The 24,904-nt window shown below is 28.8% G+C and carries 24 protein-coding genes; all 24 read left to right on the forward strand.

All coding sequences use genetic code 11. The features are described from left to right. The first annotated feature begins 54 nt into the window (after nucleotides 1-54). The 24 genes from HMPREF0202_RS00025 (at nucleotide 55) to HMPREF0202_RS00140 (ending at nucleotide 24,880) form a co-directional block, all read left to right on the forward strand. Complete coding sequence (locus tag HMPREF0202_RS00025) at nucleotides 55-1,272, forward strand: FtsW/RodA/SpoVE family cell cycle protein (RefSeq protein WP_023049556.1); 1,218 nt, start codon at nucleotides 55-57, stop codon at nucleotides 1,270-1,272. 160 nt (nucleotides 1,273-1,432) lie between these two features. Further along, complete coding sequence (gene pnp / locus HMPREF0202_RS00030) at nucleotides 1,433-3,544, forward strand: polyribonucleotide nucleotidyltransferase (protein WP_023049557.1); 2,112 nt, start codon at nucleotides 1,433-1,435, stop codon at nucleotides 3,542-3,544. A gap of 95 nt (nucleotides 3,545-3,639) precedes the next feature. Continuing rightward, nucleotides 3,640-4,980 carry a 30S ribosomal protein S12 methylthiotransferase RimO gene (gene rimO, locus HMPREF0202_RS00035; RefSeq protein ID WP_023049558.1) on the forward strand — a complete coding sequence of 447 codons (1,341 nt, stop codon included), beginning with the start codon at nucleotides 3,640-3,642 and terminating at the stop codon, nucleotides 4,978-4,980. A gap of 24 nt (nucleotides 4,981-5,004) precedes the next feature. Next, nucleotides 5,005-5,574, forward strand: coding sequence for a CDP-diacylglycerol--glycerol-3-phosphate 3-phosphatidyltransferase (pgsA, locus tag HMPREF0202_RS00040; RefSeq protein WP_040405889.1), 570 nt, complete (start codon nucleotides 5,005-5,007; stop codon nucleotides 5,572-5,574). 9 nt (nucleotides 5,575-5,583) lie between these two features. Then, nucleotides 5,584-5,838, forward strand: coding sequence for a YggT family protein (locus HMPREF0202_RS00045; RefSeq protein WP_023049560.1), 255 nt, complete (start codon nucleotides 5,584-5,586; stop codon nucleotides 5,836-5,838). Between the two features lie 49 nt (nucleotides 5,839-5,887). Continuing rightward, entirely contained in the window at nucleotides 5,888-6,826 is a 939-nt protein-coding gene (rsmH, locus tag HMPREF0202_RS00050; RefSeq protein WP_040405906.1) for a 16S rRNA (cytosine(1402)-N(4))-methyltransferase RsmH, read from the forward strand. 18 nt (nucleotides 6,827-6,844) lie between these two features. Then, nucleotides 6,845-7,117: a hypothetical protein gene (locus HMPREF0202_RS00055; RefSeq protein ID WP_023049562.1), complete on the forward strand. Its 273-nt coding sequence runs from the start codon at nucleotides 6,845-6,847 to the stop codon at nucleotides 7,115-7,117. Nucleotides 7,118-7,135: 18 nt separating this feature from the next. After that, nucleotides 7,136-8,497 carry a 23S rRNA (uracil(1939)-C(5))-methyltransferase RlmD gene (gene rlmD, locus HMPREF0202_RS00060; RefSeq protein ID WP_023049563.1) on the forward strand — a complete coding sequence of 454 codons (1,362 nt, stop codon included), beginning with the start codon at nucleotides 7,136-7,138 and terminating at the stop codon, nucleotides 8,495-8,497. Nucleotides 8,498-8,509: 12 nt separating this feature from the next. Beyond that, nucleotides 8,510-9,112 (forward strand): glycerol-3-phosphate 1-O-acyltransferase PlsY, encoded by a 603-nt coding sequence (gene plsY, locus HMPREF0202_RS00065; protein WP_040405908.1) that lies wholly within the window; start codon nucleotides 8,510-8,512, stop codon nucleotides 9,110-9,112. 13 nt (nucleotides 9,113-9,125) lie between these two features. Beyond that, nucleotides 9,126-10,127, forward strand: a complete 1,002-nt coding sequence (locus HMPREF0202_RS00070; protein WP_023049565.1) for an NAD(P)H-dependent glycerol-3-phosphate dehydrogenase — start codon at nucleotides 9,126-9,128, stop codon at nucleotides 10,125-10,127. A 127-nt stretch (nucleotides 10,128-10,254) separates the two neighbouring features. Then, nucleotides 10,255-11,079, forward strand: coding sequence for a sigma-70 family RNA polymerase sigma factor (locus HMPREF0202_RS00075; protein WP_023049566.1), 825 nt, complete (start codon nucleotides 10,255-10,257; stop codon nucleotides 11,077-11,079). Nucleotides 11,080-11,095: 16 nt separating this feature from the next. Further along, complete coding sequence (gene dnaN / locus HMPREF0202_RS00080) at nucleotides 11,096-12,217, forward strand: DNA polymerase III subunit beta (protein WP_023049567.1); 1,122 nt, start codon at nucleotides 11,096-11,098, stop codon at nucleotides 12,215-12,217. Between the two features lie 100 nt (nucleotides 12,218-12,317). Then, nucleotides 12,318-12,854: a DUF116 domain-containing protein gene (locus tag HMPREF0202_RS00085; protein ID WP_023049568.1), complete on the forward strand. Its 537-nt coding sequence runs from the start codon at nucleotides 12,318-12,320 to the stop codon at nucleotides 12,852-12,854. After that, nucleotides 12,851-15,706 (forward strand): tetratricopeptide repeat protein, encoded by a 2,856-nt coding sequence (locus HMPREF0202_RS00090; protein ID WP_023049569.1) that lies wholly within the window; start codon nucleotides 12,851-12,853, stop codon nucleotides 15,704-15,706. The genes HMPREF0202_RS00085 and HMPREF0202_RS00090 overlap by 4 nt, the downstream gene beginning before the upstream one ends. Continuing rightward, nucleotides 15,703-16,035: a hypothetical protein gene (locus HMPREF0202_RS00095; RefSeq protein WP_023049570.1), complete on the forward strand. Its 333-nt coding sequence runs from the start codon at nucleotides 15,703-15,705 to the stop codon at nucleotides 16,033-16,035. Before HMPREF0202_RS00090 ends, HMPREF0202_RS00095 begins: the two co-directional genes overlap by 4 nt. A 37-nt stretch (nucleotides 16,036-16,072) precedes the next feature. Continuing rightward, a complete protein-coding gene (locus HMPREF0202_RS00100; protein ID WP_023049571.1) occupies nucleotides 16,073-16,684 on the forward strand; it encodes a MotA/TolQ/ExbB proton channel family protein in 612 nt (203 codons plus the stop codon). A 12-nt stretch (nucleotides 16,685-16,696) separates the two neighbouring features. Continuing rightward, the gene (locus tag HMPREF0202_RS00105; protein ID WP_023049572.1) at nucleotides 16,697-17,137 is read left to right on the forward strand and encodes an ExbD/TolR family protein; all 441 of its coding nucleotides are present in this window, start codon (nucleotides 16,697-16,699) and stop codon (nucleotides 17,135-17,137) included. A gap of 10 nt (nucleotides 17,138-17,147) precedes the next feature. After that, complete coding sequence (locus tag HMPREF0202_RS00110; protein ID WP_023049573.1) at nucleotides 17,148-18,059, forward strand: energy transducer TonB; 912 nt, start codon at nucleotides 17,148-17,150, stop codon at nucleotides 18,057-18,059. Nucleotides 18,060-18,092: 33 nt separating this feature from the next. Then, nucleotides 18,093-19,484: a sigma-54-dependent transcriptional regulator gene (locus tag HMPREF0202_RS00115; protein WP_023049574.1), complete on the forward strand. Its 1,392-nt coding sequence runs from the start codon at nucleotides 18,093-18,095 to the stop codon at nucleotides 19,482-19,484. A 24-nt stretch (nucleotides 19,485-19,508) separates the two neighbouring features. Further along, nucleotides 19,509-20,966 (forward strand): DNA polymerase III subunit gamma/tau, encoded by a 1,458-nt coding sequence (gene dnaX, locus HMPREF0202_RS00120; RefSeq protein WP_023049575.1) that lies wholly within the window; start codon nucleotides 19,509-19,511, stop codon nucleotides 20,964-20,966. 57 nt (nucleotides 20,967-21,023) lie between these two features. Further along, nucleotides 21,024-21,821 carry a hypothetical protein gene (locus tag HMPREF0202_RS00125; protein WP_023049576.1) on the forward strand — a complete coding sequence of 266 codons (798 nt, stop codon included), beginning with the start codon at nucleotides 21,024-21,026 and terminating at the stop codon, nucleotides 21,819-21,821. Nucleotides 21,822-21,841: 20 nt separating this feature from the next. Beyond that, a complete protein-coding gene (gene rplI / locus HMPREF0202_RS00130; protein ID WP_023049577.1) occupies nucleotides 21,842-22,288 on the forward strand; it encodes a 50S ribosomal protein L9 in 447 nt (148 codons plus the stop codon). A 6-nt stretch (nucleotides 22,289-22,294) separates the two neighbouring features. Beyond that, a complete protein-coding gene (gene dnaB, locus HMPREF0202_RS00135; protein ID WP_023049578.1) occupies nucleotides 22,295-23,635 on the forward strand; it encodes a replicative DNA helicase in 1,341 nt (446 codons plus the stop codon). A gap of 15 nt (nucleotides 23,636-23,650) precedes the next feature. After that, complete coding sequence (locus tag HMPREF0202_RS00140; RefSeq protein ID WP_023049579.1) at nucleotides 23,651-24,880, forward strand: peptidase U32 family protein; 1,230 nt, start codon at nucleotides 23,651-23,653, stop codon at nucleotides 24,878-24,880. Nucleotides 24,881-24,904 lie beyond the last annotated feature (24 nt).

Consider the following 24,904-nt stretch of genomic DNA (forward strand, 5'->3'; position numbering starts at 1 on the left):
AAGAAGCGCCATTTTTTTATTTTTTGTAAAAAGAATTTTAAGGGGAGAATTTAAATGGAAAATACAACTGGACAATTTTTTCAAGAAAATTTAAAAAATCAACAACAAAAAATTAAAAATAAAATGATTAGATTAAGACAGAGACGATTTTCATTGTTTTTTATAATAGTAATATTGATGGTTTTAAGTTCAATTAATATGGTTAGTGCAGCTTTTTATATGAAACCTGAAAATATAAAAAAACACTTTGTATACATATTAATTTTTTTTATAATATATCTTTTTATTGGTAATGCTGGAAAAATTAAAAAATTAAAATTGACATATAAAATTTTAAGTAATAGAAAGGTAAATGGATTTATATTCCTAACAAGTATTTTTATTTTATTAGGAATGTATATCGGAGGAAAAATGAATTTACCATTTATTCCCAAGATAAATGGAGCCTATGGTTGGATAAATCTAGGGCCAGTTTCTATTCAACCAGCTGAAATTTTAAAATGTGCATTTGTTATAAATATGGCAAATTGCTTGGCAAGAGCGGAAGATAATGATTTGAGTGAGAGCGTAACAATAATAAATGCTTTAATATACCTAGGAGTTTATGGTGTGTTAATTTTAGCTCAGAAAGATATGGGAACAGCAATTCACTACTTAGCAATTTGGTTATTTATGATATTCATGAGTAAATTAAAAGATAAATGGATTTTAAGGGTTAGTTGTTTAGGAGGAGTATTAGGTATAGGTGGACTAGCAGCGGTTTATAAATATGCCAGCGAAGAGGGAGCTTCCTATAAGATAATGAGAATAAAAAGTTATATAGATGGATTATTTTTTGGAAACTACTCAGATGATTACGGTTATCAGGTGAAGCAATCTGTTTATGCTTTTGGTAGTGGAGGGTTATTTGGAAAAGGGTATGCTAATGGTGTTCAAAAGTATAGTTACCTTCCAGAGATACATACAGACTTTATAATGGCTACTTTTGGAGAAGAGTTTGGAATAATGGGTATGTTTGTAGTTGTTGGATTATTTTTTGCATTATATCATTTTATAATGGTAACAGGAAGAGAGTGTAAAAATTATTTTGGAAAATACTTGGCCTTAGGAATGGGAGCTCAAATAATAACTCAAGTAATAATAAATATATTTGTAGCTGTTGGATTACTACCAGTTTTTGGATTACCAATGCCATTCTTCAGTTATGGAGGAAGTGCAATGGTAACTATGGGAATAGCTCTTGGTTTGATTCATAATATGAATGTTGAATAAATATATTTTGATTTTTATATGTAAAAATGATATACTTTAATGTAAGAATATAGAGGATAAATATAAGGTAAGTAGTAAGAGATTAAAGCTAAAATCTTTAGTTTTAGTTCCTTATTATTTGCTATATTTATCCTCTACCAATTTAAAAGGAGGAAACTTAATGTTTAATGAAGTAAGCTTAAGCTTAGAAATAGGTGGAAGACAATTAACGTTAAAAACTGGTAAAATAGCAAGACAATCAAACGGAGCTGTAATGGTTCAATATGGTGATACAATTTTATTAAGTACAGTTAACAGAAGTAAAAGTGCTAGAGAGGGAATAGACTTCTTTCCTTTAACAGTAGATTATGTAGAAAAATATTATGCAGCTGGGAAATTCCCAGGAGGATTTAATAAAAGAGAAGCTAGACCATCAACAAATGCTACACTGATAGCTAGATTAATAGACAGACCAATAAGACCAATGTTCCCAGAAGGGTTTCATTACGATGTTCATATTGTAAATACAACACTTTCATATGATGGAGTATGTACTCCTGATTTCATGGGAATTGTTGGATCATCAGTAGCTTTAACAGTATCTGATATTCCATTTATGGGGCCAGTAGCTGGAGTAGTAGTTGGAATGATAGATGGAGAGTTTATTTTAAATCCAACACCAGAGCAATTAAAAATAAGTGAATTAGATTTATCGGTGGCTGGAAGTATGGATGCCATCAACATGGTTGAAGCAGGAGCAAAAGAAATTGATGAGGAAACAATGTTAAAAGCTATAATGTTTGCTCATGATAATATAAAGAAATTATGTCAGTTCCAAATGGAGTTCCAAGCTTTAGTTGGTAAAGAGAAGATAGAGTTCCAAGCACCTGAAGTAATGCCGATAGTTAAAAACTTTATCGATCAAAATGGAGCTACTAAGTTAAAAGAAGCTGTTTTAACAACTGGAAAAAAAGCTAGAGAAGAAGCTGTAGATCAATTAGAAGAAGTTTTATTTGAAGAATTTGTAAATACAAACTTTGGAGAAGAGGAAGTTCCTGCAGAAGTAGTTGCAGAATTTGCAAAATATTATCACGATTTAATGAAAGAGCAAGTTAGAGATGCTATTTTATACAATAAACATAGAGTAGATGGAAGAGCTACAACAGAAATTAGAGACTTAGCAGCAGAAGTAAATGTTTTACCAATTGTACATGGATCAGCTTTATTTACAAGAGGAGAAACACAAGCGTTAGTTGTAGCAACTTTAGGAACTAAAGAGGATGAGCAATTAATAGATGGGCTAGATGAAGAGTATTTTAAAAAATTCTATCTACACTATAATTTCCCTCCATATTCAGTTGGAGAAACAGGAAGAATGGGTGCACCTGGAAGAAGAGAACTAGGACATGGATCTTTAGCAGAGAGAGCATTAAGCTATGTAATGCCGTCAGTAGAAGATTTCCCATACACAGTTAGATTAGTTTCAGAAATAACAGAATCTAATGGATCGTCGTCTCAAGCGTCAATCTGTGGAGGATCATTAGCATTAATGCATGCAGGAGTGCCTATTAAAGAACATGTAGCTGGAATTGCAATGGGTCTAATCAAAAAAGATGATGATTATGTTGTGTTAACAGATATAATGGGTCTAGAGGATCACTTAGGAGATATGGACTTTAAAGTTGCAGGAACTAAGACTGGAATAACTGCTTTACAAATGGATATGAAGATTGCAGGAATATCAGAGGACATTATGAGAATAGCTTTAAAGCAAGCTTTAGACGCTAGATTACAAATATTAGAATTAATGAATAGCACAATATCAAATACAAATGAATTAGCACCAACTGTTCCAAGAATTCACCAAATGGTAATTCCAAAGGATAAAATTGCAGTTTTAATAGGACCTGGTGGAAAAAATATAAAAGGAATTATAGAAGCAACAGGTGCAACTATTGATATAGAAGATGATGGAAGAGTATCTATATTCTGTAAAGGATTAGATGTTTTAGAGGATACTATAAAGTTAGTAAATGGATATGTTAAAGATGTTGAAGTAGGAGAGGTATATTTAGGAAGAGTGGTAAATATAGCTAAGTTTGGAGCTTTCATGGAAATATTACCAGGGAAAGAGGGACTTCTTCACGTATCAGAAATATCTTTAGAAAGAGTAGCTAATGTTGAAGATGTATTAAAAGTTGGAGACACATTTGAAGTAAAAGTAATTTCTACAGAAAATGGAAAAATCAGTTTAAGTAGAAAGAAATTATTACAAGAAATGGCAGCTGAATAATTTTAAAATTAAGGGGGATAACACAGAGGACTTCAACCTCTGTGTTATTTTTCCGTATAGAAATAAAAGCAACAAAAAATGAAGGATGGTAAAAAATGAAATTAGGTTTAATAAGTTTAGGTTGTAGTAAAAACTTAGTTGACAGTGAGCACTTAATAGGGCTAATGGTAGCTAGAAAAGGATTTGAAATAACAAATGATTTAGAAGAGGCAGATGTTGTTTTAGTAAATACATGTGGATTTATTGGAGATGCAAAAGAGGAGTCAATTCAAGCAATATTAGAAGTTGCAGAAAAGAAAAACTCTGGAAAAGTAAAAAAAATAATTGTTGCAGGATGCTTAGCACAGAGATATGCTGATGAATTAATTTCAGAAATTCCTGAAATAGATGCTGTAGTTGGTACAGGTGAAATACATAAAATAGAAGAGATCGTAGATACAATTTTAGAGGATTCTAAAATTGTGAGATGTGATTCTTTTGAATTCTTAGCAGATGCAGGAACAGAAAGAATTTTAACAACAAATCCTCACACAGCTTATTTAAAAATAGCTGAAGGATGTAATAGAAGATGTACGTATTGTATTATACCTCAACTTAGAGGAAATTTAAGAAGTAGAACAATAGAGGATATTGTAGAAGAAGCAAAAGCTTTAGCAGCAAATGGAGTTAGAGAAATAAATTTATTAGCTCAAGAAACAACAGAGTATGGAATTGATTTATATAAGAAGAAAGCTTTACCTGATTTATTAAAAGAATTAGCAAAAGTAGATGGAATAGAGTGGATTAGATCATATTATATGTTCCCTAACTCATTAACAGATGAACTAGTTGAAGTTATAAAAAATGAACCAAAAGTTTGTAAATATTTTGATATTCCAATTCAACATATTTCAGGAAATATACTACAAAATATGGCTAGAGCAAAATCAGGTGATCATATAAAATCAATTTTAAATAAAATAAGAACTGAAATTCCTGAAGCAACAATCAGAACTACTGTAATTGTAGGATTCCCAGGAGAAACAGAAGAAGATTTTGAAGAGTTAAAAGATTTTATAAAAGAGTTTAAATTTGATTATGTAGGTGTATTTAAGTACTCTAGAGAAGAGGGAACTGTTGCACATGATTTAGAGAATCAAGTTCCAGAAGAAATAAAAGAAAAAAGATGGGCTGAATTAACAAATTTACAAGCTGAAATTGCAGAGATAAAAAATAGAGCAATGATTGGAAAAGTTGTTGAAGTTATGATTGACGGTATTTCTTCAGAGAGTGAGTTTATGCTAGAGGGAAGAACTAGAGGACAAGCCTTAGATATAGATGGAAAAGTTTTAACAAATGATGGAACTGCAAAACAAGGGGAAATAGTAAAAGTAAAAATAGAACAAAATTTTGAATATGACTATATAGGGGCAATTGTAGAAAACGAAATAAAATAGTTTTAAAATAAGGAGGAGTCAGTCTTGAATTTGCCAAATAAACTTACAGCAATTAGATTAATATTAGCAATACCTTTTATATACTTTTTACAAGAATCAGCAGGGACTACACATCATACTTTGTATAGAATGATAGCGTTTGGTATATTTATTTTTGCATCGCTGACAGATTGGTTAGATGGATATATAGCAAGAAAATATAATTTAATAACTGATTTGGGTAAGATAATGGATCCTTTGGCAGATAAAATACTTGTTATATCAGCATTGGTAATCTTTGTAAAATTAGATTATATTCCAGCATGGATGTCTATAGTTGTTATAGCAAGAGAATTTTTAATTAGTGGGATAAGAACTATAGCTGCAGCAAAAGGGGAAGTGATTCCTGCAGGAATTTTAGGAAAATATAAAACAACTACTCAAATGATTGTGATTATAATTATGCTGTTCTTTGGGCTAGGAAATACTCCTGAAAAAGAAACTTTGTATAAAACAATTTATTTTTATATGACATTAATTCCAGTTGTTTTAACAATTTGGTCTGGATGGGAATACTCGGTAAAAGCAAAACATTACTTTTTAGGAGAGAAATAAGGAGAAAATATGGGTTTAATTTACAGAATTATAAATTTAGCTTTTGAAATTATGAATATACTTATATTAATAAGAATAGTAATCTCTTGGTTAGCTCCATATTCAAGAAATGACTTTACAAATCTTGTATATGCTTTAACAGAGCCAATTTTAAAACCTTTTAGGACTTTGATACCTATGGGAAATGTTAGAATAGATTTGTCACCAGTATTGGCTTATTTTGCTTTGAAGATTCTAAGATATATTATTTTTTATTTATTATAATAGAATAGAGAGGCCAATGGCTTCTCTATTTTTTGTAGGAGGAACAAAAATGCACGAAATAGAAAGTGAATACCACATACCAGTTTTATATTATGAAACATTAGAAAATTTAATAACAGATAAAGATGGTATATATGTAGATTGTACTTTAGGAGGAGGAGGACACTCTGAAGGTATATTAAAAGAAATTAGTGATAAAGGAAGATTAATTTCTATAGATCAAGATGATCAAGCAATAGAATTTGCAAAAAAAAGACTTGAGAAATATGGAAAAAAATGGTCTGTATATAAAAGTAACTTCGAAAATATAGAAACAGTTCTGTATATGGCTGGGGCTAATGAAGTTACAGGAATTCTTATGGATATTGGAGTTTCATCTACTCAACTTGATGATCCAGAAAGAGGGTTTTCATATAGATATGATACAAAGCTTGACATGAGAATGAATAGAGAAGAAGTGTTGTCAGCTTATGAAGTTGTTAATGAATACGAAGAAGGAGAATTAGTTAGAATTTTCTTTGAATACGGAGAGGATAGATTTGCTAGAAAGGTAGCTAGATTGATCTGTCAAAGAAGAGAGGAAAAGCCTATTGAAACAACTGGAGAACTTGTAGAGATAATAAGAAAAGCTTATCCACCAAGAAGTGAAAAACATCCAGCTAAAAAAGTTTTCCAAGCTATTAGAATTGAAGTTAATAGAGAATTAGATGTATTAAAAAATGCGATAACAAAATCTTTTAATAGTTTAGAAAAAGGAGGACGTTTAGCAATAATAACGTTCCACTCTTTAGAAGATAGAATTGTAAAAAATATGTTTAGAGATCTTTGTACAGGATGTAAATGTCCAAAAGAGATTCCAATATGTGTATGTAACGAAAAACCTAAAGGTAAATTGGTAAATAGAAAGCCAATAACTTCAGGTCAAGATGAGTTAAAATTTAACAATAGAGCGCATTCAGCTAAATTAAGAGTTATCGAAAAATTATAAAAATAAAAGGAGGACCTGATGAAGAGAAAAAAAGTTTTATTAACACTTGTTGGTATAATTTTAATCTGGTCATTTTATGGGTACCTTATAAGAACAATCTCATATTTAGAAAAAAGTAATTTGAAGATTGAAAGAGAGTTAAGAGAGCTTGAAAAAGAGAGAAGTAAAAGAATATATGAATATGACTTACTCATGGATTTAAGTAAAATAGAACAAGAAATGAATAAACAAAAAAATATGGTTATTTCTGAAAAGATAAATTTCTTTAAAATAGATGATAGCTCTTTTTAAAAATAAAGGAGAGTATTTATGAAACTAGAAAAAGGACAAATAGTTGAAATTAAGATAGAAAAAATAGTCTACGGTGGAGAGGGATTAGGTTATTACAATGGCGAGTTTGCTATGTTTGTGCCTATGTCTGTCCCTGGAGATATTTTAAAAGTTGAGATAATTTCTTTAAAAAAGAGTTATGGAAGAGCTTTAATAAAGGAGATTATAACTCCTGGAGCTGAAAGAATTAAAGATTTAAATCATGTAACTTTCGAAGATTTTCAAGGGTGTGATTTTGGAATGCTAGATTACACTGCTCAGTTAAAATATAAAAAAGAGATGGTAGAGGATGTAATAAGAAGAATAGGTAAAAATAGTGAAGTTTTAATAGAGGACACATTAGAATCACCTATTGAAAAAAACTATAGAAATAAAGTTATTGAACCATTTTCTTTTAATGGACAAGAAATTATAACTGGATTCTTTAAAAGAAAAAGTCATGATGTATTTCAAGTAGAAGATAATATGTTGAATTCAGTATTAGGAAATAAAATAATCACAGAGTTAAAAAATGTTTTAAATAAAAATAAAGTAACTGTGTATGATGAAAAAAAACATTCAGGAATATTGAGACATGTAATGGTTAGAACAAACTCTTTTAATGAAGCTATGTTAGTTTTAATAATAAATGATACAAAAGTTTCTGAAAAAATTAAAAGTATTTTGAAAGAGGTAATGGATAAGTTTAAAGAGATTACATCGACTTATATTTCGTTAAATGATAGAAAAACGAATGTAGCTTTAGGCCATAAAAATCTACTTATTTTTGGAGAAAAAACAATTAAAGAGGATATTGATAATATTCATTTTAATATATCTCCAACATCTTTTTTCCAGATAAACTTGGATCAAACAAAAAGATTATATAGTTTAGCTATAAGTATGTTTGAAAATATAGAAAACAAAAAAATTGTAGATGCTTATGCAGGAACTGGAACAATAGGAATGATTCTATCTAAAAAAGCAAAGAAAGTTTACTCAATAGAAATTGTAGAATCAGCTGTAAAAGATGGAATTCAAACTGCAAAAGAAAATAATATAGAAAATGTTCAATTTATATGTGGGGATGTAAATAAAGAGCTAGGAAAATTAATAAAAGCAGAAAAAGTGGATTCAATAATATTAGATCCACCAAGAAAAGGGATTGATGAGGAAAGTCTAATAAATATATCTAAAGTTGGAATAGAAGAGATTGTATATATATCTTGTAATCCATCAACTTTTGCTAGAGATATAGAAATTTTAGAAAGAGAAGGATATAAGTTAGTTAGAGTAAAACCAGTGGACATGTTTCCTCAAACAAGCCATATTGAAGTAGTGGGAAGATTAGTTAAAAAATAGGAGGGCTTTATGATAAAGTTTTTAATATTTGCAGTAATTGCATATATATTTGGTTCACTTCCTTGTGGTGTTTGGTTAGGAAAGGGAGTTAAAAATATTGATATAAGAGAATATGGAAGCAAAAACTCTGGTGCAACAAATGCTTATAGAATTTTAGGACCAAAGTATGGTATAATGGTTCTAATATTAGATGCTTTAAAAGGATATATTCCACTTTATATAGCAAGTTTATTTGATATTGGTGGCATATATATTATATTATTAGGTTTGGTAGCTATACTAGGTCACACTTTTTCATTCTTTTTACAATTTAAAGGTGGAAAAGGGGTAGCAACAAGCTTAGGAGTTTTTCTTTTCTTAATGCCAAAAGTGGTAGGCGTTTTGGTATTGGTATTTATACTTGTGGTAGGAATTAGTAAATACATCTCTTTAGGATCAGTTATATGTGCAGGGTTATTACCAATTTTAGCATATTTTATGCCTGTAAGAGATGACGCAACTAGACTTCCATTAGTGGTAATATCTCTAATAGTTGGAATATTTGTAATTTATAAACATAAAGCAAATATTCAAAGGCTCATGGAAGGGAAAGAAAATAAATTTAATTTAAAGTAAGGAGATAAATTAAATGGAAAAAGTAGTTGTAATAGGAGCAGGAAGCTGGGGAACAGCTTTAGGAATGATTTTAGCAAAAAAAGGTTATGAAGTTGTAATGTGGGAACATAATAAAGAGATTGCTGAAAAATTAAATCTGGAAAAAGAAAATAAGAGATTGCTTCCAGGAGTAAAATTTCCGGATAATCTGAAAGTTACGTGGGAATTAGATGGACTTTTGGCTAATGTTAAATATGTCATTTTCTCTGTACCATCACAAGTATTAAGAGGTGTAATGGCGATAGTATCTTCACAAATTGAAGAGGGTATGATATTAATAAATACAGCAAAAGGAATAGAAGTTTTAAGTGGAGAAACGTTATCTCATGTTATGAAAGATGAGATAAAAGGAAAATACCATAAAAATATAGTGATTTTATCTGGTCCAACTCATGCAGAAGAAGTAGCTCAAGAGCTACCAACAACTATAGTTGCAGCAGGAGAGCTAGAGAATGCTAAAAAAGTTCAAGAACTGTTCAACACAGAAAACTTTAGAGTTTATGTAAGTGAAGATATAGCAGGAGTAGAGCTAGGAGGAGCAGTAAAAAACTGTTTAGCAATAGGAGCAGGAATCGCAGATGGATTAGGTTATGGAGATAACGCAAAAGCTGCTTTAATAACAAGAGGAATCGCAGAGATGATAAGATTTGGAAAAGTTATGGGAGCTGATGAAAGAACATTTTCAGGATTGACTGGGATTGGGGACCTAGTTGTAACTTGTGCTAGTCAACATAGTAGAAATAGATATGTTGGTGAAAGACTTGGAAAAGGTGAAAAAATAGAGGACATCTTAAATAGTATGGTAATGGTTGCTGAAGGTGTACCTACAGTTAAGGCTGTGTATGCTAAAAAGTTAGAGTTAGGAATAAGCATGCCAATAGTTGAGGCAATTTATGAGATAATATACGAGGGAGCAAACACAAAAGAAAAGGTTAAAGAGCTAATGACAAGAGAGTTAAAAGAAGAATTTTATTAAAAAGAAATTTTGCAAGTTATACTTAAATTATTAATTACATTAAAAGAAATTCATAAATAAAAAAATTAAATAAGCAACACGGAGATTCAAAATAGAAAAAGATAACTAATGAGGGTATGGGGTGTGTATGACAGAAAAAGATTTAGTTTCATTTTATCTAGATGATATAAAAGAGTATGAAGTGTTAGGAAAAGATGAAGAGATATTACTTTTAAGAAAAGCAAAAAATGGTGATATTGAAGCAAGAGAAAGATTAATTTTATGTAATTTGAGATTAGTAGTTAATGTAGCCAAGAAATATGGAAGTAAAGGTATGAGTTTTATAGACTTAATTAGTGAAGGTAACTTTGGTTTAATTCATGCAATTGAAAAATTTGATGTAGAGAAGGGGTATAGATTCTCAACATATGCTGTTTGGTGGATTAAACAAGCTATAAGTAAAGCTATAATAAGCAAAGGTAGAGAGATAAGGATACCGTCATATAAACATGATATGTTGAATAAAATAAATAAATTTATAATGGATACCGTTATGTTAAAAGGTGATTATCCAAGTATATATGAAATATCAGATGGATTAAGTATAAATTTAGAAAAAGTTCAAGATTTAATGCTGGAGTTTCAAGAAACAATATCTCTTAGTTCTCCAATAGGAGAAGATATATGCTTAGAAGATACTATAGCTAGTGAGATGCACAATGATTTAGAGGATAATCTAATTAGAGAGATGAGTACATCTCAGATAAAAGAGATATTAAATAAATTAAACGATCGAGAAAAACAGATATTAAAACTTAGATTTGGATTTGATGGAAACCAAATTCATACTTTAGAAGATATTGGGCAAAGTTTTAGCATAACAAGAGAAAGAGTAAGACAGATTGAGCAAAAAACATTAGAAAAATTAAGAATACGTTATAGTGACTTACTAAAAGGAAACTATTACTATTAAAAGCAAGGAGGTTAAATTGATTTTAAAAGTTAATAGATTAGAATTTCTAAAGAAGATAAAAATAGTAGAAAAAGCAATCAATGAAAATAAAATTAGACCCATAATCTCTTATGTTTATATGGAAACAAGAGAGAATAGATTATGGTTTTGTGGAACAAATTTAGAGTTAACAATATCAACACATATGGAATGTGATGTAATAGCAGAGGGAAAGGCTGTTTTTCAACATAATTTAGTAGAAGAGTACTTAAAGGAAATCAAAGATGAAGAGATTACTTTAAATATAAAAGAAGATGTTTTAACAATAGAAACATCAGATTCAGCTTCTGAGTTTATGTTAATGAATGCAGAAGAGTTTCCTAAAATTCAAGAATCAGAGTTAGAAGATAACGAGTTCGAGTTTAAATTAAAAAAATTAGATTTAGCTGATTATTTTGATAAAGTAAAGTTTTCAGCTTCGATGTCTAGTGACAATTTATCAATAAATTGTATAAGAGTAGAGATTGAAAATAATAAAATAAAGTTTATATCTACAGATACTTATCGTTTAACATATTTAGAGCACGACTATTTAGATAGTGACGGAACTTTTAAAGTTAGTATCCCGATAAATACAATAGATGCAATGTCTAAATTATTAAGAAACGGAAATGAAGAAGAGATTGCATTTACACAAAAAAACAAGCAGTTATACTTTAAGTTAGGAAATATCTCAATAATAAGTAGAGTTATTGACTTACCATTCCCAAACTATAAAACAATATTAGAAGCTAGTGGATATAACAAGAAATTACAAATAAATAGAGTTGAATTCGAAAAAATGTTAAAAAGAATTCAAATTTTTGTAAAAAACAATTCAGAATCAAAGTTTGGAGCAATATTTACCTTATCTGGAAATGATATTGAAATTGAAGGAATAGGAGAGATTGCAAAGGCTAAAGAGATTGCAAAAGTAAATTATGAAGGAGATAATCTTAAGATTTCTTTAAATGTGAAGTTCTTATTAGAGTTTGTTCAATCAAGTGATAAAGATATTATCACATTGGAGTTTACAACATCAAATAGTGCTGTAAGAACAAGAAATATACAAGAAGATAATTATACTTATATAGTAATGCCTTTAGCTTTGAAAGACTAGATCATAAAAACTAGCTTACAGAGTGAGCTAGTTTTTATTTTGCAAAGATAAATTCTTTATGGTATAATTTGGATAATATTTTTTCATTTAAGGAGAAATAATGAGCAAATTTTATATACTAAAAATTATATATGAACTTCAATACTTCAGGTATTTACTATTGGAATATATAACTAAAAATCCATATGATAATAATAGCGCAAAAAAGTTTATAAATTTTAACAATAAGAGAGTCTTAAAAAAAATAAAAAAAGAGAAAATAAAAAAGATAGCAATATTATTACCTCACTGTATACAAAAGTATGATTGTAATTTAAAAATAACAAATAATATAGAAAATTGTAAAATGTGTGGATTGTGTGATATATCTGAAATTATAAGATTAAAAGATGAATTTAAACATATTAGCATAAAAGTGGCTACTGGTGGAACATTGGCTAGATTATACTTAAAAGAAGAGAGACCTAACTTAGTAATAGCTGTAGCTTGTAAAAGGGATTTAACTTCTGGAGTTAGAGATTCATTTCCAATACCAGTTTACGGAGTTTTTAATAAAATTATAAATACGCCGTGCAAAGATACTAGAGTAGCCGTAGATGAAATAAGAAAGGTATTAAGAGAGGTGGGGACAACGTGAGAAAATTAAAACTATTTATTGCTGGACTTTTAATATGTTCTGGGTTAATTGCCTCAGAAAAAGAGGATATTAAATTTTTGGATGAGCTGTTTATTCAGAGAAAATATTCTATGGCACTTCAAGAGTCTAATAATTTTATAACAAAATATCCACGTTCTAAATATATAAAAAATATAAAAATAAGAATGGGACAAGTTTATTACGTAGAGGGAAGATATCAAGAAGCAATAAACACTTTAAACGGGTGTTTAAAAGATTTAAAATTAAATCAAAATGAAAGTAATAATATATATTTATATTTAACTAAATCTTATATAGGGTTAAAAGATTTTGATACAGCATCTAAAGCAGCAAATTTAATAGTTAGAACGACTCCTGAAGGGAAAAATGACTATGAAGAAGCTTTATTATCAATAGGAAAGGGTTATATGGATAATAAAGATTATATCAGGGCTCAAAGGGAGCTTACAAGTGCTTTAAGTGTACAAGGAAAGAACTATGAAGATGTTGTGCTAAATCTTGCTTTAGCAGCATATAATAACTCTCAATATATAAAAACTATAGTTTATTTAGATGAATATTATAGAGGTGCAAAAGTTGGTACAAATAGAGACTTAGTTAATTATCTATATGGATCTTCTTATTATAAGACAAATGAAACATCAAAAGCATTGGAGTATTTCAAAAAAGTAAAAAATAGCAATGTAAGTTCAGAATATAAAACTCTATCAGTTTTAACAATGATAGAGATTTACTTAAAGCAGGGTAATGCTAAAGAAGCTGAAAATATATTATCTAGTTTATCATCGGATCCAAAATTATATAATACAGCATTAAAAAGTTTTGGTGATTTCTATTTAGTTAGAGGATCAAGTGATGTCGCATTATCTTATTATAATAAAATAACAACTAAAGATATAGATGTGTGGTATGGAATAGCACTTTCTCAATATAGGTTGAAAGATTATAAAAATTCTTTAGAAAATTTTAGAAAATTATACCCAACAAAATATAAAAATGAAAGTATATACTATCAATTATCTATTGAGTATTTAAATAAAAATTATAAGTGGGTTTTAAATAACAGAAACTTAGCAGTTGGATTAAATTTAAGTAGAGAAGAAGAGATTGCAATAAATAATCTAATTGGAACTTCGGCTTTCCAAGAGGGAGATTTTAAAATAGCAGAAGAATATTATGCTAAAAATTATAATATATCTCCTAATAAAGAATCTCTTTATAAAATGATTGTAACCTTGAGTAAAACAAAGGATAGAGTAAAGTTAAATAATCTGATAAAAGAGTATAATACAAAATATCCAAGTGACCAAGAATATAAGAAAAATATAACGATAATAACTTCAGATAATTTACTAGCAGAAGGCAAAGGAGAACAAGCTATAAATCTTTATAAAGAATATTTAGCAGTAAATAGAGATCCTGAAATTGTTTCTAGTTTGATAGAAGTTATGATAGCTCAAAAAAAATACAGTGATGTAATGCAATATTTAAACATTCAAGATGCTTCTTTAGAAAATACTTATCAAAAGGGAATTGCTACTATGGGAATGGGAAGATACGATGAAGCAGAAATGTATTTTAATCAAATTTTAAATAGTGGAGATAACGTTGATAAATCTCTTTATGAAAAATCAAAATACAATGTAATAAAAAATTATTTTTTATGGGAAAAGTATTCAGATGCAATAAATTCAGGAGAGGCTTATATAGCTGGAGATAACTTATATGCATTAGAGGATGTTGTTGATAAAGTTGCAATTAGTTACTTTAGACTAGATAATCCAGAAAAAGCAAGAGAGTATTTTGAGAAGTTAAAATTAGTTTCAAATATGGGAGATTATGCACAGTTTCAAATAGGAGAAACATATTATAGTGAAAAGAGATACCAAGATGCAATAGATGCATATAGAATAAGTGCACAAAACTCAAAAAATCCAGAATATAAAGAAAAAGGATTGTATTGGGAGATTTCATCTTTATATCTACTAAAAAATACAAATGAGTTTGATGCTAAAAGTAAAGAATTTTTTAAATCATATCCTAACTCAAAATTAAAAGATAATATTCTTTTAATGGAGGGGGAGCTATATGGAATTCAAGGAAATAATACAAATAGTTTAAAAACTTATGAAAAACTATATGGTGAAACTAAAGATGATGTTTTAAAAGAAAAATCTCTTATGAAAATAATAGAGTTATCTGAAAATACTAAAAATATTCAAAAAGAATTAGAGTGGATAAATAAAATAACTAATGATAACAAAAAAAGTTACTATATGGCAAAACATCTTCAAAGAGAGAAAAAGCATGAAGAAGCAAAAGTTGAATTTGAAAAATTAATAGTAACCAATGATTATAAAGATTTTGGAGCATTAGGACTAGGAGATTATTATTATTCTAAAAAAGATTTTTCAAAAGCAAAGGAATATTATGAAAGTATATTAGTTTTAGAAAATAGTGCATATAAAGATAAAGCATTGTATCAAGTGGCTAATATTGAAAAAAATACTGGATTAACAAAAGAAGCTGTTAGAAATTATACTAAACTTTATGTTTTATATCCTACAAGTGAATACGCACTAGAATCAAAAATAAGATCAGCAGAGGGATATGAGAATTTAAATAATTTTAAAGATGCAATAGCTCAATATGATGAATTGTTAAGAACAGAAAGTAAAAATAAAGATTATTTCTTAGAGAAATTAATATTTTTAAATTTAAAAATTGAGAAAAAAGATTTAGCAAAAGTATATTATGAGCAGTTAAAAAGAGAGAATTTAAAACTTTCTGAAAAATATAAAGATTTTTTTAACGGAGGAGAGAACATATGAAGAAATTAGTTATTACAGGTTTAATGGTTTTATCTTTAGGGGTTTTTGCTAATGAGGATGTAGTTATTGATAAGCAGGTAACTGGTGTAAATAAAGAGCAACTAGAAAGTTATCCAAAAGAAAGTAATGTACAGTTAGAAAAAAAAGTTATAAAAATAGATGATAAAAATATAACTGCAGATAAGTTTAAAGATCAAAAACAAGTTATTCAAATAAATGAAACAAACGATTCAATGAATAAGAGTCTAACTGAAACTGATAGCGGAACTCCAATTTGGAAGTACATAATAGGAGTAGTTGCATTAGTTACATTGGGAATAGCATTATAATTAAAATTACAACACAAAAGATTAGGAGGTCTATAGAATGTACTGGTTAGTTAATGGTGGAATACTTATGTATTTTATAGTTTTTATGTCAATATTAGGGTTGTATGTAATAATAGAAAGAGCAATTTATTTTAGAGTAAATGAGAATATAGATATGTCTAGAATAAGACCTATATTACGTAGTGCAATTGAAAAGAACGATATTAAAGGGGCAATTACAACTTTAGGAAATCAAAAAAGTTCAACTGCTAAGGTTATAAAGGAAGTTTTAATCTATTGGTACAAAACAAGAAGTACAAATGTAGAGACATTAGAAGAGAAAGCTAGAGAAGTAGCTTTAGCTCAAGTTCCAAAATTAGAAAGAAATATGTGGCTTTTATCAGTAGTTGCTCATACAACACCATTAATTGGTTTATTAGGAACAGTTACAGGTATGATAAAAGCATTCCAAGCTGTATCATTACATGGAACAGGAGATGCATCTGTATTAGCAAGTGGAATATCTCAGGCTCTATTGACAACTGCAGGAGGATTATTTGTTGCTATTCCATCAATTATTTTATATAACTATTTTAATAAAAAAATTGATGATCAGATTAATGATATGGAAAAGGGTAGTGCAGAGTTAATAAACTACTTTAGAAAATAAAGGAGGGGGAGCATGAAACTTAATAGAATTAAAAGAAGATCAGGTAATTCTTTAATACTTGAATTAACTCCCTTAATAGACGTAGTATTTCTGTTGCTAATATTCTTTTTAGTTGCTACAACTTTTGAAGATGTTAATAGTAGTATAAAAATAGATTTACCTACATCTACGGTAAAAAGTACTAAGCCAGTTAATGAGTTGCAAGTTATTGTAACGAAAGATAAAGAATTTTTTATAAGTTATAAGGATAAAGGAAAAAGTAAGAGGGAAAAAGTAAGTGCAAAAGATTTAAAAGAGGAACTTGCACAAAAGCTTATTGAATCAGAAGGTAAAAATGTTATCATTAGTGCTGACAAAAGTGTTAATCATGGTATAATTGTAGATACGATGACAGCAGCTAAAGAGGCAGGAGCTATTTCTTTAGATATAGATACAGCTTCGCCTGGAAAGTAGGTGCGAATCTATGAATAGACAAAATAATGATTTAAAAATATTTATAGCATCGGTAATCATAAACCTTCTTATTTTATTTTTGATTCCTGGAATTAAAATAGATGAAATAGTTGATAAAAAGTTAAAGGTTGGTTTAGTTTCTCTTGAAACAAATACTAAAAGAACAACAACAAAGCCAGAGCCAAAGAAAAAAGTTACTCCTATAAAAGAGGAGAAAAAAGAGGAAAAGAAAGTTGTTAAAAAAGAGGAACCTAAACCAGTAGAGCAAAAACAAGAGATAAAAGAAACTAAAAAACTTTCATTAGATGATTTAGCAAAAAGTATTTCAAAGAGAGAGACAGAGTTCTTAGCCATTGATAAACCTTCAACTAGAGAGATAAATAGTGATTTAAAGAATGAGTTATTAAATAAAAAAGATTTGCAAGAAGCTGAAAAAAAATCTTCAATAGATCCAACTAAAGATATAACAATATCTAAAGATGATACAATTTTAGATAAAAGCGTAGATTATCAGTTAGATGAAAGTAGTAAAGATTTAGCTTTTCAAGGAGAGGGAGAAGAGGAGCTAGGATTTAAAACTATGGTAGAAAAAAACGGAGCTGATGGACTTCCAAGTGGTTATAGATTAGGAGTAGAAGATGGAGATGTAGTTGCTAAATGGGATCAAGGAAATAGAGAACCTAGATATCCAGAAGCTGCTCAGCTAAGAGGTATGCAAGGTAAAGTATTATTAAAAATACAAATAGATGAAACAGGTAAAGTTACATCAGTATTTATAGAAAAGGGTAGTGGAGTTCCAGAAATAAATATGGCTATAGAAGAAATTGCAAGAACTTGGAGAATCTATTTAACAAAAAATGGATTAAATATAAAAGGGAATGTTAATTTAGAATATAGTTTTAAACTTTTAGGAGCTTCATAAATAGAAGTAAAAATTAGAGGATGGTGAAGAGATTTGACTCTTTTAGGATTTAGATTAGAAAATGAATTAAAAGATGAGTTAGAAAGTAATTTTGAAAATGAATTAAGGTTTGCAGAAAATATTAGTTCTTTTATGGAGCTATTAAAAGAGAGAAAATATGAGGCTGTTGTAATTGATGAAACAAATTTACAACAAGACGCATTAGTTAACCTTGTTAAAAAAATTACAGAAACACATAAAAGATCAGTAATTATAATAATGGGAGAAACTTCAAACTTAAAATTAGTTGCAGGTGTGATAAAAGCAGGTGCTTATGACTATATTTTAAAACCAATTAGTCCAAAAGATGTTAATAAAATCTTAGAAAAAGCAGTAAAAGATCACAAACTTTTAGCTGAAAGAGTAGACAGAAATAAAAATACTGGAGACAAATTAATAGGACAAACAAAAGAGATTGTAGAAGTATATAAGATGATTGGAAGAGTTGCAAATAGTAGAATTCCAGTTTTAGTAGTGGGAGAGAAAGGAACTGGAAAAAGTAGTGTGGCAACAGCGATACATCAATTTAGTGATTGGAATACAAAGCCATTTTTATCAGTAAATTGTACATCTTTTCAGAATAATCTTCTAGAAAGAAAGTTATTTGGTTATGAAAAAGGAGCCTTTGAAGGAGCAGCGTTTTTACAAATAGGAGATTTAGAAAAAGCTAATGGAGGAACGCTGCACCTAGGAAATATAGAGTCTTTAAGCTTAGATATGCAATCAAAGATTTTGTATTTATTACAAGAGGGAGAATTTTTTAGAATGGGTGGATCTGAACCTATCGAAATGGATATAAGAATAGTAGCTACTACAAGTGAAAATTTAGAAGAATTAATTAATAAAAAATTATTTATTGATGAATTGTATAATAAATTAAAAATATTAGAGATTAATATACCACCACTAAGAGAGAGAAAAGATGATATTCCATTTATAATAGATCATTATTTATCTAGTTGTAATGAAGAGTTACATAAAGCTGTAAAAGGTGTAAGTAAACCTGCAATGAAAAAAATAATGAGATACGATTGGCCAGGAAATGTAAATGAATTAAAAAATGCTATAAAGTCAGCAGTAGCTCTTTGTAGAGGAAGCTCTATTCTAGTTGAAGAATTACCTGGAAATGTAACAGGAAATAAAATATCTAAAAGAAAAGGAGATAACCAAAGTTGGGTATTAACTGATTGGATAGAGGGAGAGCTTCTAGGATTAAAAAATAATAAACAAAATAACTATTATGGGATAATAATATCAAAAGTAGAAAAAGAGTTAATACGTCAGGTTTTAGAGATAACAAGTGGTAAAAAAGTTGAAACAGCTGAACTACTTGGAATAACAAGAAATACATTGAGAACAAAGATGAATAACTATGGCTTAGAGTAAAACTCTAGGCCTTAGGAGGAAAAAATGCACGTAACATTATATAGAAAATACAGACCAAAAGGTTTTGAAGAGATTGCAGGAGAGCAAGAGATTGTTCAGACTTTAAAAAACTCATTGAAATCTAATAGGTTAGCACACGCTTATTTATTTACAGGACCTCGTGGTGTAGGAAAAACATCTATAGCTAGACTTATGGCAAAAGGTGTAAACTGTTTAACAAATGGTATAACAGATACACCTTGTAACGTATGTGAAAATTGTAAAGAGATTTCTATGGGAAATTTTTTAGATTTAATTGAAATAGATGCAGCTTCAAATAGAGGAATCGATGAAATAAGACAATTAAAAGAAAAGATAAATTATAGCCCAACTAAGGGAAGAAAAAAAGTTTACATAATAGATGAAGTTCATATGTTAACTAAAGAAGCTTTTAATGCTCTTTTAAAAACTTTAGAGGAACCTCCAGAGCATGTTCTATTTATTTTAGCTACAACAGAGCCTGATAAAATTTTACCAACTATCATCTCAAGATGTCAGAGATATGATTTTAAAAGTGTTAATTATAGAGATATGAGAGAGAAATTACTATATATAGTAGATAGCGAAGGATATAAAATAGATGAACCTAGTTTAGTCGCTATTTATGAAGCTTCTGGTGGAAGCATGAGAGATTCAATATCAATTTTAGAAAGACTTATGATAAATACAGAGGAAAAAAATATTGTAATTGAAAAAACAGAGGATGTATTAGGAATAACTCCTTTGAAAACTATAGATTTATTTATAGAAGCTATAGAGAATAAAAATCAGTCTCAAGGAATTGAACTTTTAGAAGATATCTGGAAAAATTCTATAGATATAGAGTTATTTTTTAAAGATTTAGCCAAAAGAGCTAAAGATAGAATTATAAAAGGTGATTTAGAAACTGAAAAAGGTCTAGAAATAATTGACACAATTTATGATATTTTATCGAAATTTCGTTATGAAGAGGATAAACGTCTAATTGGATATGTTATTTTAAATAGATTAACAGAGAGAAAAGAAAAAGAGGTTATAGTTGAGAAAATTATAGAAAAAGTTCAAGAAGTTGATAAGGATGTAGTAGACATTTCAGAAAATGATGTTAATCAAGAAATTGTATCTAAAGTAACTTATGATGAAGTAAAAAAATCTTGGAATAAAATAATAGAAGAGTCTAAAAAAGTAAAAATGACATTTGGAGCATTTTTAATTAAAGCATATTTTAAAGATTTTTCAAACAACACTTTAACTATTGGGTTTCCAGAAGATCAGGGATTTGCAAAAAATATGATGGAAACAGAACCTTATAGAACATTGTTCTTAGATGTAGCAAGAAAAGTTCTTAAGTCAAAAATTATGATAAAATATGAATTGCAAGAGGTTAATAAAAATAAAGATAGAGGAGAAACTGAGGATTTTTCTAAAAAAATAATAGATTTTTTTGGAGGAGAAATAATATAGCTTAACAAAACTCTACCTTTATGGTATAATTATCCTGATAAAGTTTTAGGAGGATTAATGTTTTTAATAACAGGAATAATAATAGCAGCATTATTTTTAGTTTCTACCTCGATGCCTTTTTTAAGTTGGATTTTACCATATTATAAAATCAAAAAATTAGAAAATGCAGATTTAAAAACTAAAATTATAGCCAATGTAGTTGCTTTAGTTGCTATAGGTTGGATAGATATACATTTTTTAGTAACTTATATTGGAGTTTTTGTTTCAATAGAAGTTCTTTACTATATATTAAAAAGATATGACAGAAAAACACAATATTTTGATAGAATATTTATAACAAGCTTATTGATAGGTATTGGAGTTTGTATATACATATATTTTAATAGAGTTGGGTTAAATATAGGATTTGAACAATTAAAAAGTTTATATTTACAAAAAACAACATTTACTCAATATGAAGTAGATATGGCATTTAAGTATATTAAAGATAATTTTACATATTTAGTATTTGCGTATTTAAATATGACAGTATTTTTAACATATTACTTTTTAAATAAAGAAGATTTCTTTAAGTGGGAAGCTTCATATTTATGGTTAATTCCTTATATAGTTGTATTTTTTATAGAGAAATATACTTCTTTTGGAGGAAATTTAACAAGTAATATATTAGAAGTTTTAAAAATAGTTTACATAATGTATTTTATGAAGATTGTTGCAAGTATATTAAATGAAAAAGTAAAAAAACAATCTTTATGTTTTACAGTAGGTGTATTTTTAGCTTTAATATCTCCAGAATTTGCATTTATTTTTGGAGCATTAGCTAGTGGAATAAAAATTAAAATAGTAAAATCATAAAATAATTAGGAGGAGTTTTTATGTCAAAAATACAAGTAATTTTAACAGCGGATGTGGCAGGACAAGGAAGAAAAGGAGAGATTGTAAGTGTTTCTGAAGGGTATGCAAAAAACTTCCTATTAAAAAATAATAAAGGAATTGTAGCAACTCCAGAGGAGTTAAAAAAGATAGAGAATAAAAAAATAAGAGATGCTAAAAAAGCTGAAGAAGAAAAGAAAAAAGCGATTGAAGTAAAAGCATTATTAGAGAGTAAAAAATTATCAATAGTTGGAAAAACAGGAGATAATGGAAAACTATTTGGAGCAATAACAAATAAAGAGATTTCTGCTGAATTAAAAAAAGAATTTGGACTAGATATAGATAGAAAAAAAATAGAGTGCACTATTAAGAGCTTAGGAGAACATACAGTAATTGTTAAATTACATACAGATGTAAAGGCTGAGGTTTTAGTAGTTATAAAAGGATAGTGAAATATGGAAGATATAGAAAAACTTAGAAAAATTCCAAGTAGTTTAGAAGCTGAAAGGTCGGTTCTAGGTGGTATTTTTTTGAAGCCAGATATTTTTAGTGAGGTAATAGAAATTATTACCTCAAGTGATTTTTATAAAATGGCTCATAAATTGATTTTTGAAGTTATGCAAGAGATATATGGTTCTGGGGAATCAATAGATCCAATTATAGTTATGGATAGATTAAAAAGAAAAGATAAGTTTGATGATATTGGTGGAGAAGCTATCTTTTATGAAATTATAGAAGAAGTGCCAACAGCAGCAAATATCTTGACTTATGCAAGAATTATAAAGGAAAAGGCAACTTTAAGAAAGCTTGGAGATATTGGAACTAAAATAGTAGAAATGACTTATGAAGGATATGAAGATGTGGATACTATATTAGATAAAGCTGAAGGAATGATATTTAAAGTTGCTGAAAGTAAAGAGTCAAAAGACATTGTTAGTTTAAAAGAGGTTGTAACAAATGAATTTGAAAGATTGGAACAACTTTTACAAAATAAAGGTGTAACAACAGGAATCTCAAGTGGATTCAAACATTTTGATGAAATGACAAGTGGATTTCATCCATCAGATTTAGTAATTTTAGCTGCTAGACCATCTATGGGAAAAACAGCCTTTGCGCTAAACTTAGCTTTAAATGCAGCTATGAAAGCTGAAAAAGGTGTTTTAGTATTTAGTTTGGAGATGTCGAGTTCCCAATTATTACAAAGACTTTTAGCTATAGAAGCTGGTATAGGATTACAAAAAATCAGAAATGGATTTTTAGGAGAAGATGATTGGGGAAAATTAGGAATTGCCAGTGGTAAATTGGCAAATGCTGAAATAAATATAGCAGATGTTCCCAATGTAAATGTTTTAGAGATTAGATCTATAGCAAGAAGATTAAAAGCTGCTGGAAAATTAGACATGATTTTAATTGACTATTTGCAACTTATAAAAGGAACAAGTGGAAAATCAGATAACAGACAGCAAGAAATCTCAGATATCTCAAGATCATTAAAAGGGATAGCTAGAGAGTTAGATATACCGATAATTGCATTATCACAGCTTTCTCGTGCTCCAGAACAAAGAGCTGATAGAAGACCAATGCTATCAGACTTAAGAGAATCAGGAGCAATTGAGCAAGATGCTGATATGGTTGTATTTTTATATAGAGATGATTATTATAATGATGAGTCTGAACAAAAAGGTATAACAGAAGTTATCATAGGAAAGCAAAGAAATGGACCAGTTGGAACTGTAAACTTGAAGTTCTTCCACGAAATTACCAAGTTTGGAGATTACACAACTAAGGTTGAATAGAAAGGTGAGAAAAAAATGAAAAGAGCAGAATTATTAGCTCCAGCAGGAAATATGGAAAAGTTAAAAATGGCTTTCCATTATGGAGCAGACGCAGTATTCTTAGGAGGAAAAATGTTTAACCTAAGAGCTGGAAGTCACAACTTTAATGATGAGGAGTTAAAAGAGGCTGTTGAATATGCACATTCAATGGAAAAAAGAGTATATGTAGCTCTTAATATAATACCTCATAATAATGAATTAGAGTTATTACCAGATTATGTAAAATATTTAGAAGAGATTGGAGTAGATGGTGTAATAGTTGCAGACTTAGGAGTATTCCAAGTTGTAAAAGAACACACTAACTTAAATATAAGTGTAAGTACTCAAGCAAGCAATACTAACTGGCGTTCAGTAAAAATGTGGAAAGATTTAGGAGCTAAAAGAGTAGTTTTAGCAAGAGAAATATCTTTAGATAACATTGCTGAAATAAGAGCTAAAGTACCTGATATTGAGTTAGAAGTATTTGTTCACGGAGCAATGTGCATGTCAGTTTCTGGAAGATGTTTACTAAGTAACTATATGACTGGTAGAGATGCTAATAGAGGAGATTGTGCTCAATCATGTAGATGGAAGTATAATTTAGTTGAAGAAACAAGACCAAATGAGTATATGCCTGTTTATGAGGATGAAAGAGGAACGTATATATTCAACTCAAAAGATTTATGTACAATAGAGATTATAGATAAAATTCTTGATTTAGGAGTAGACTCTTTAAAAATTGAGGGTAGAATGAAAGGTATTTATTATGTTTCAAATGCTGTAAAAGTATATAAAGAAGCAATAAATAAATATTATGCAGGAGAATATGAGTATGACCCAACTTGGATGGAAGAGATTCAATCAACATCTAATAGATCATACACTCAAGGGTTCTATCATGGGCAACCAGGAGCAGAAGCTAATAACTATAATGATAGAAATTCTTATAGTCAAACACACCAATTAGTTGCTAAAATAGAGGAAAAAATTGGAGAAAATGAATATGTTTTAGGAATTAGAAATAGAGTTTTAGCAGGAGAATCTTTAGAAGTTATAACTACTTCAGGAAAACCTAGAGTTATTGTAATGCCTAAGATGACTTTAATAACTAAAGCAGGAGAAGAAGTTGTAGAAGCTGCTAATCCAAATTCAACTGTAAAGGTAGTTTTAGAGGGTGGATTTGAAGCTATGGATATGATTAGAAGAGTTAAAGAAACTCAAGAGTAATAAAAAAAGAGGCAATGCCTCTTT

This window comes from Cetobacterium somerae ATCC BAA-474 (genome assembly GCF_000479045.1).
In the GTDB taxonomy this organism is placed as follows: domain Bacteria; phylum Fusobacteriota; class Fusobacteriia; order Fusobacteriales; family Fusobacteriaceae; genus Cetobacterium_A; species Cetobacterium_A somerae.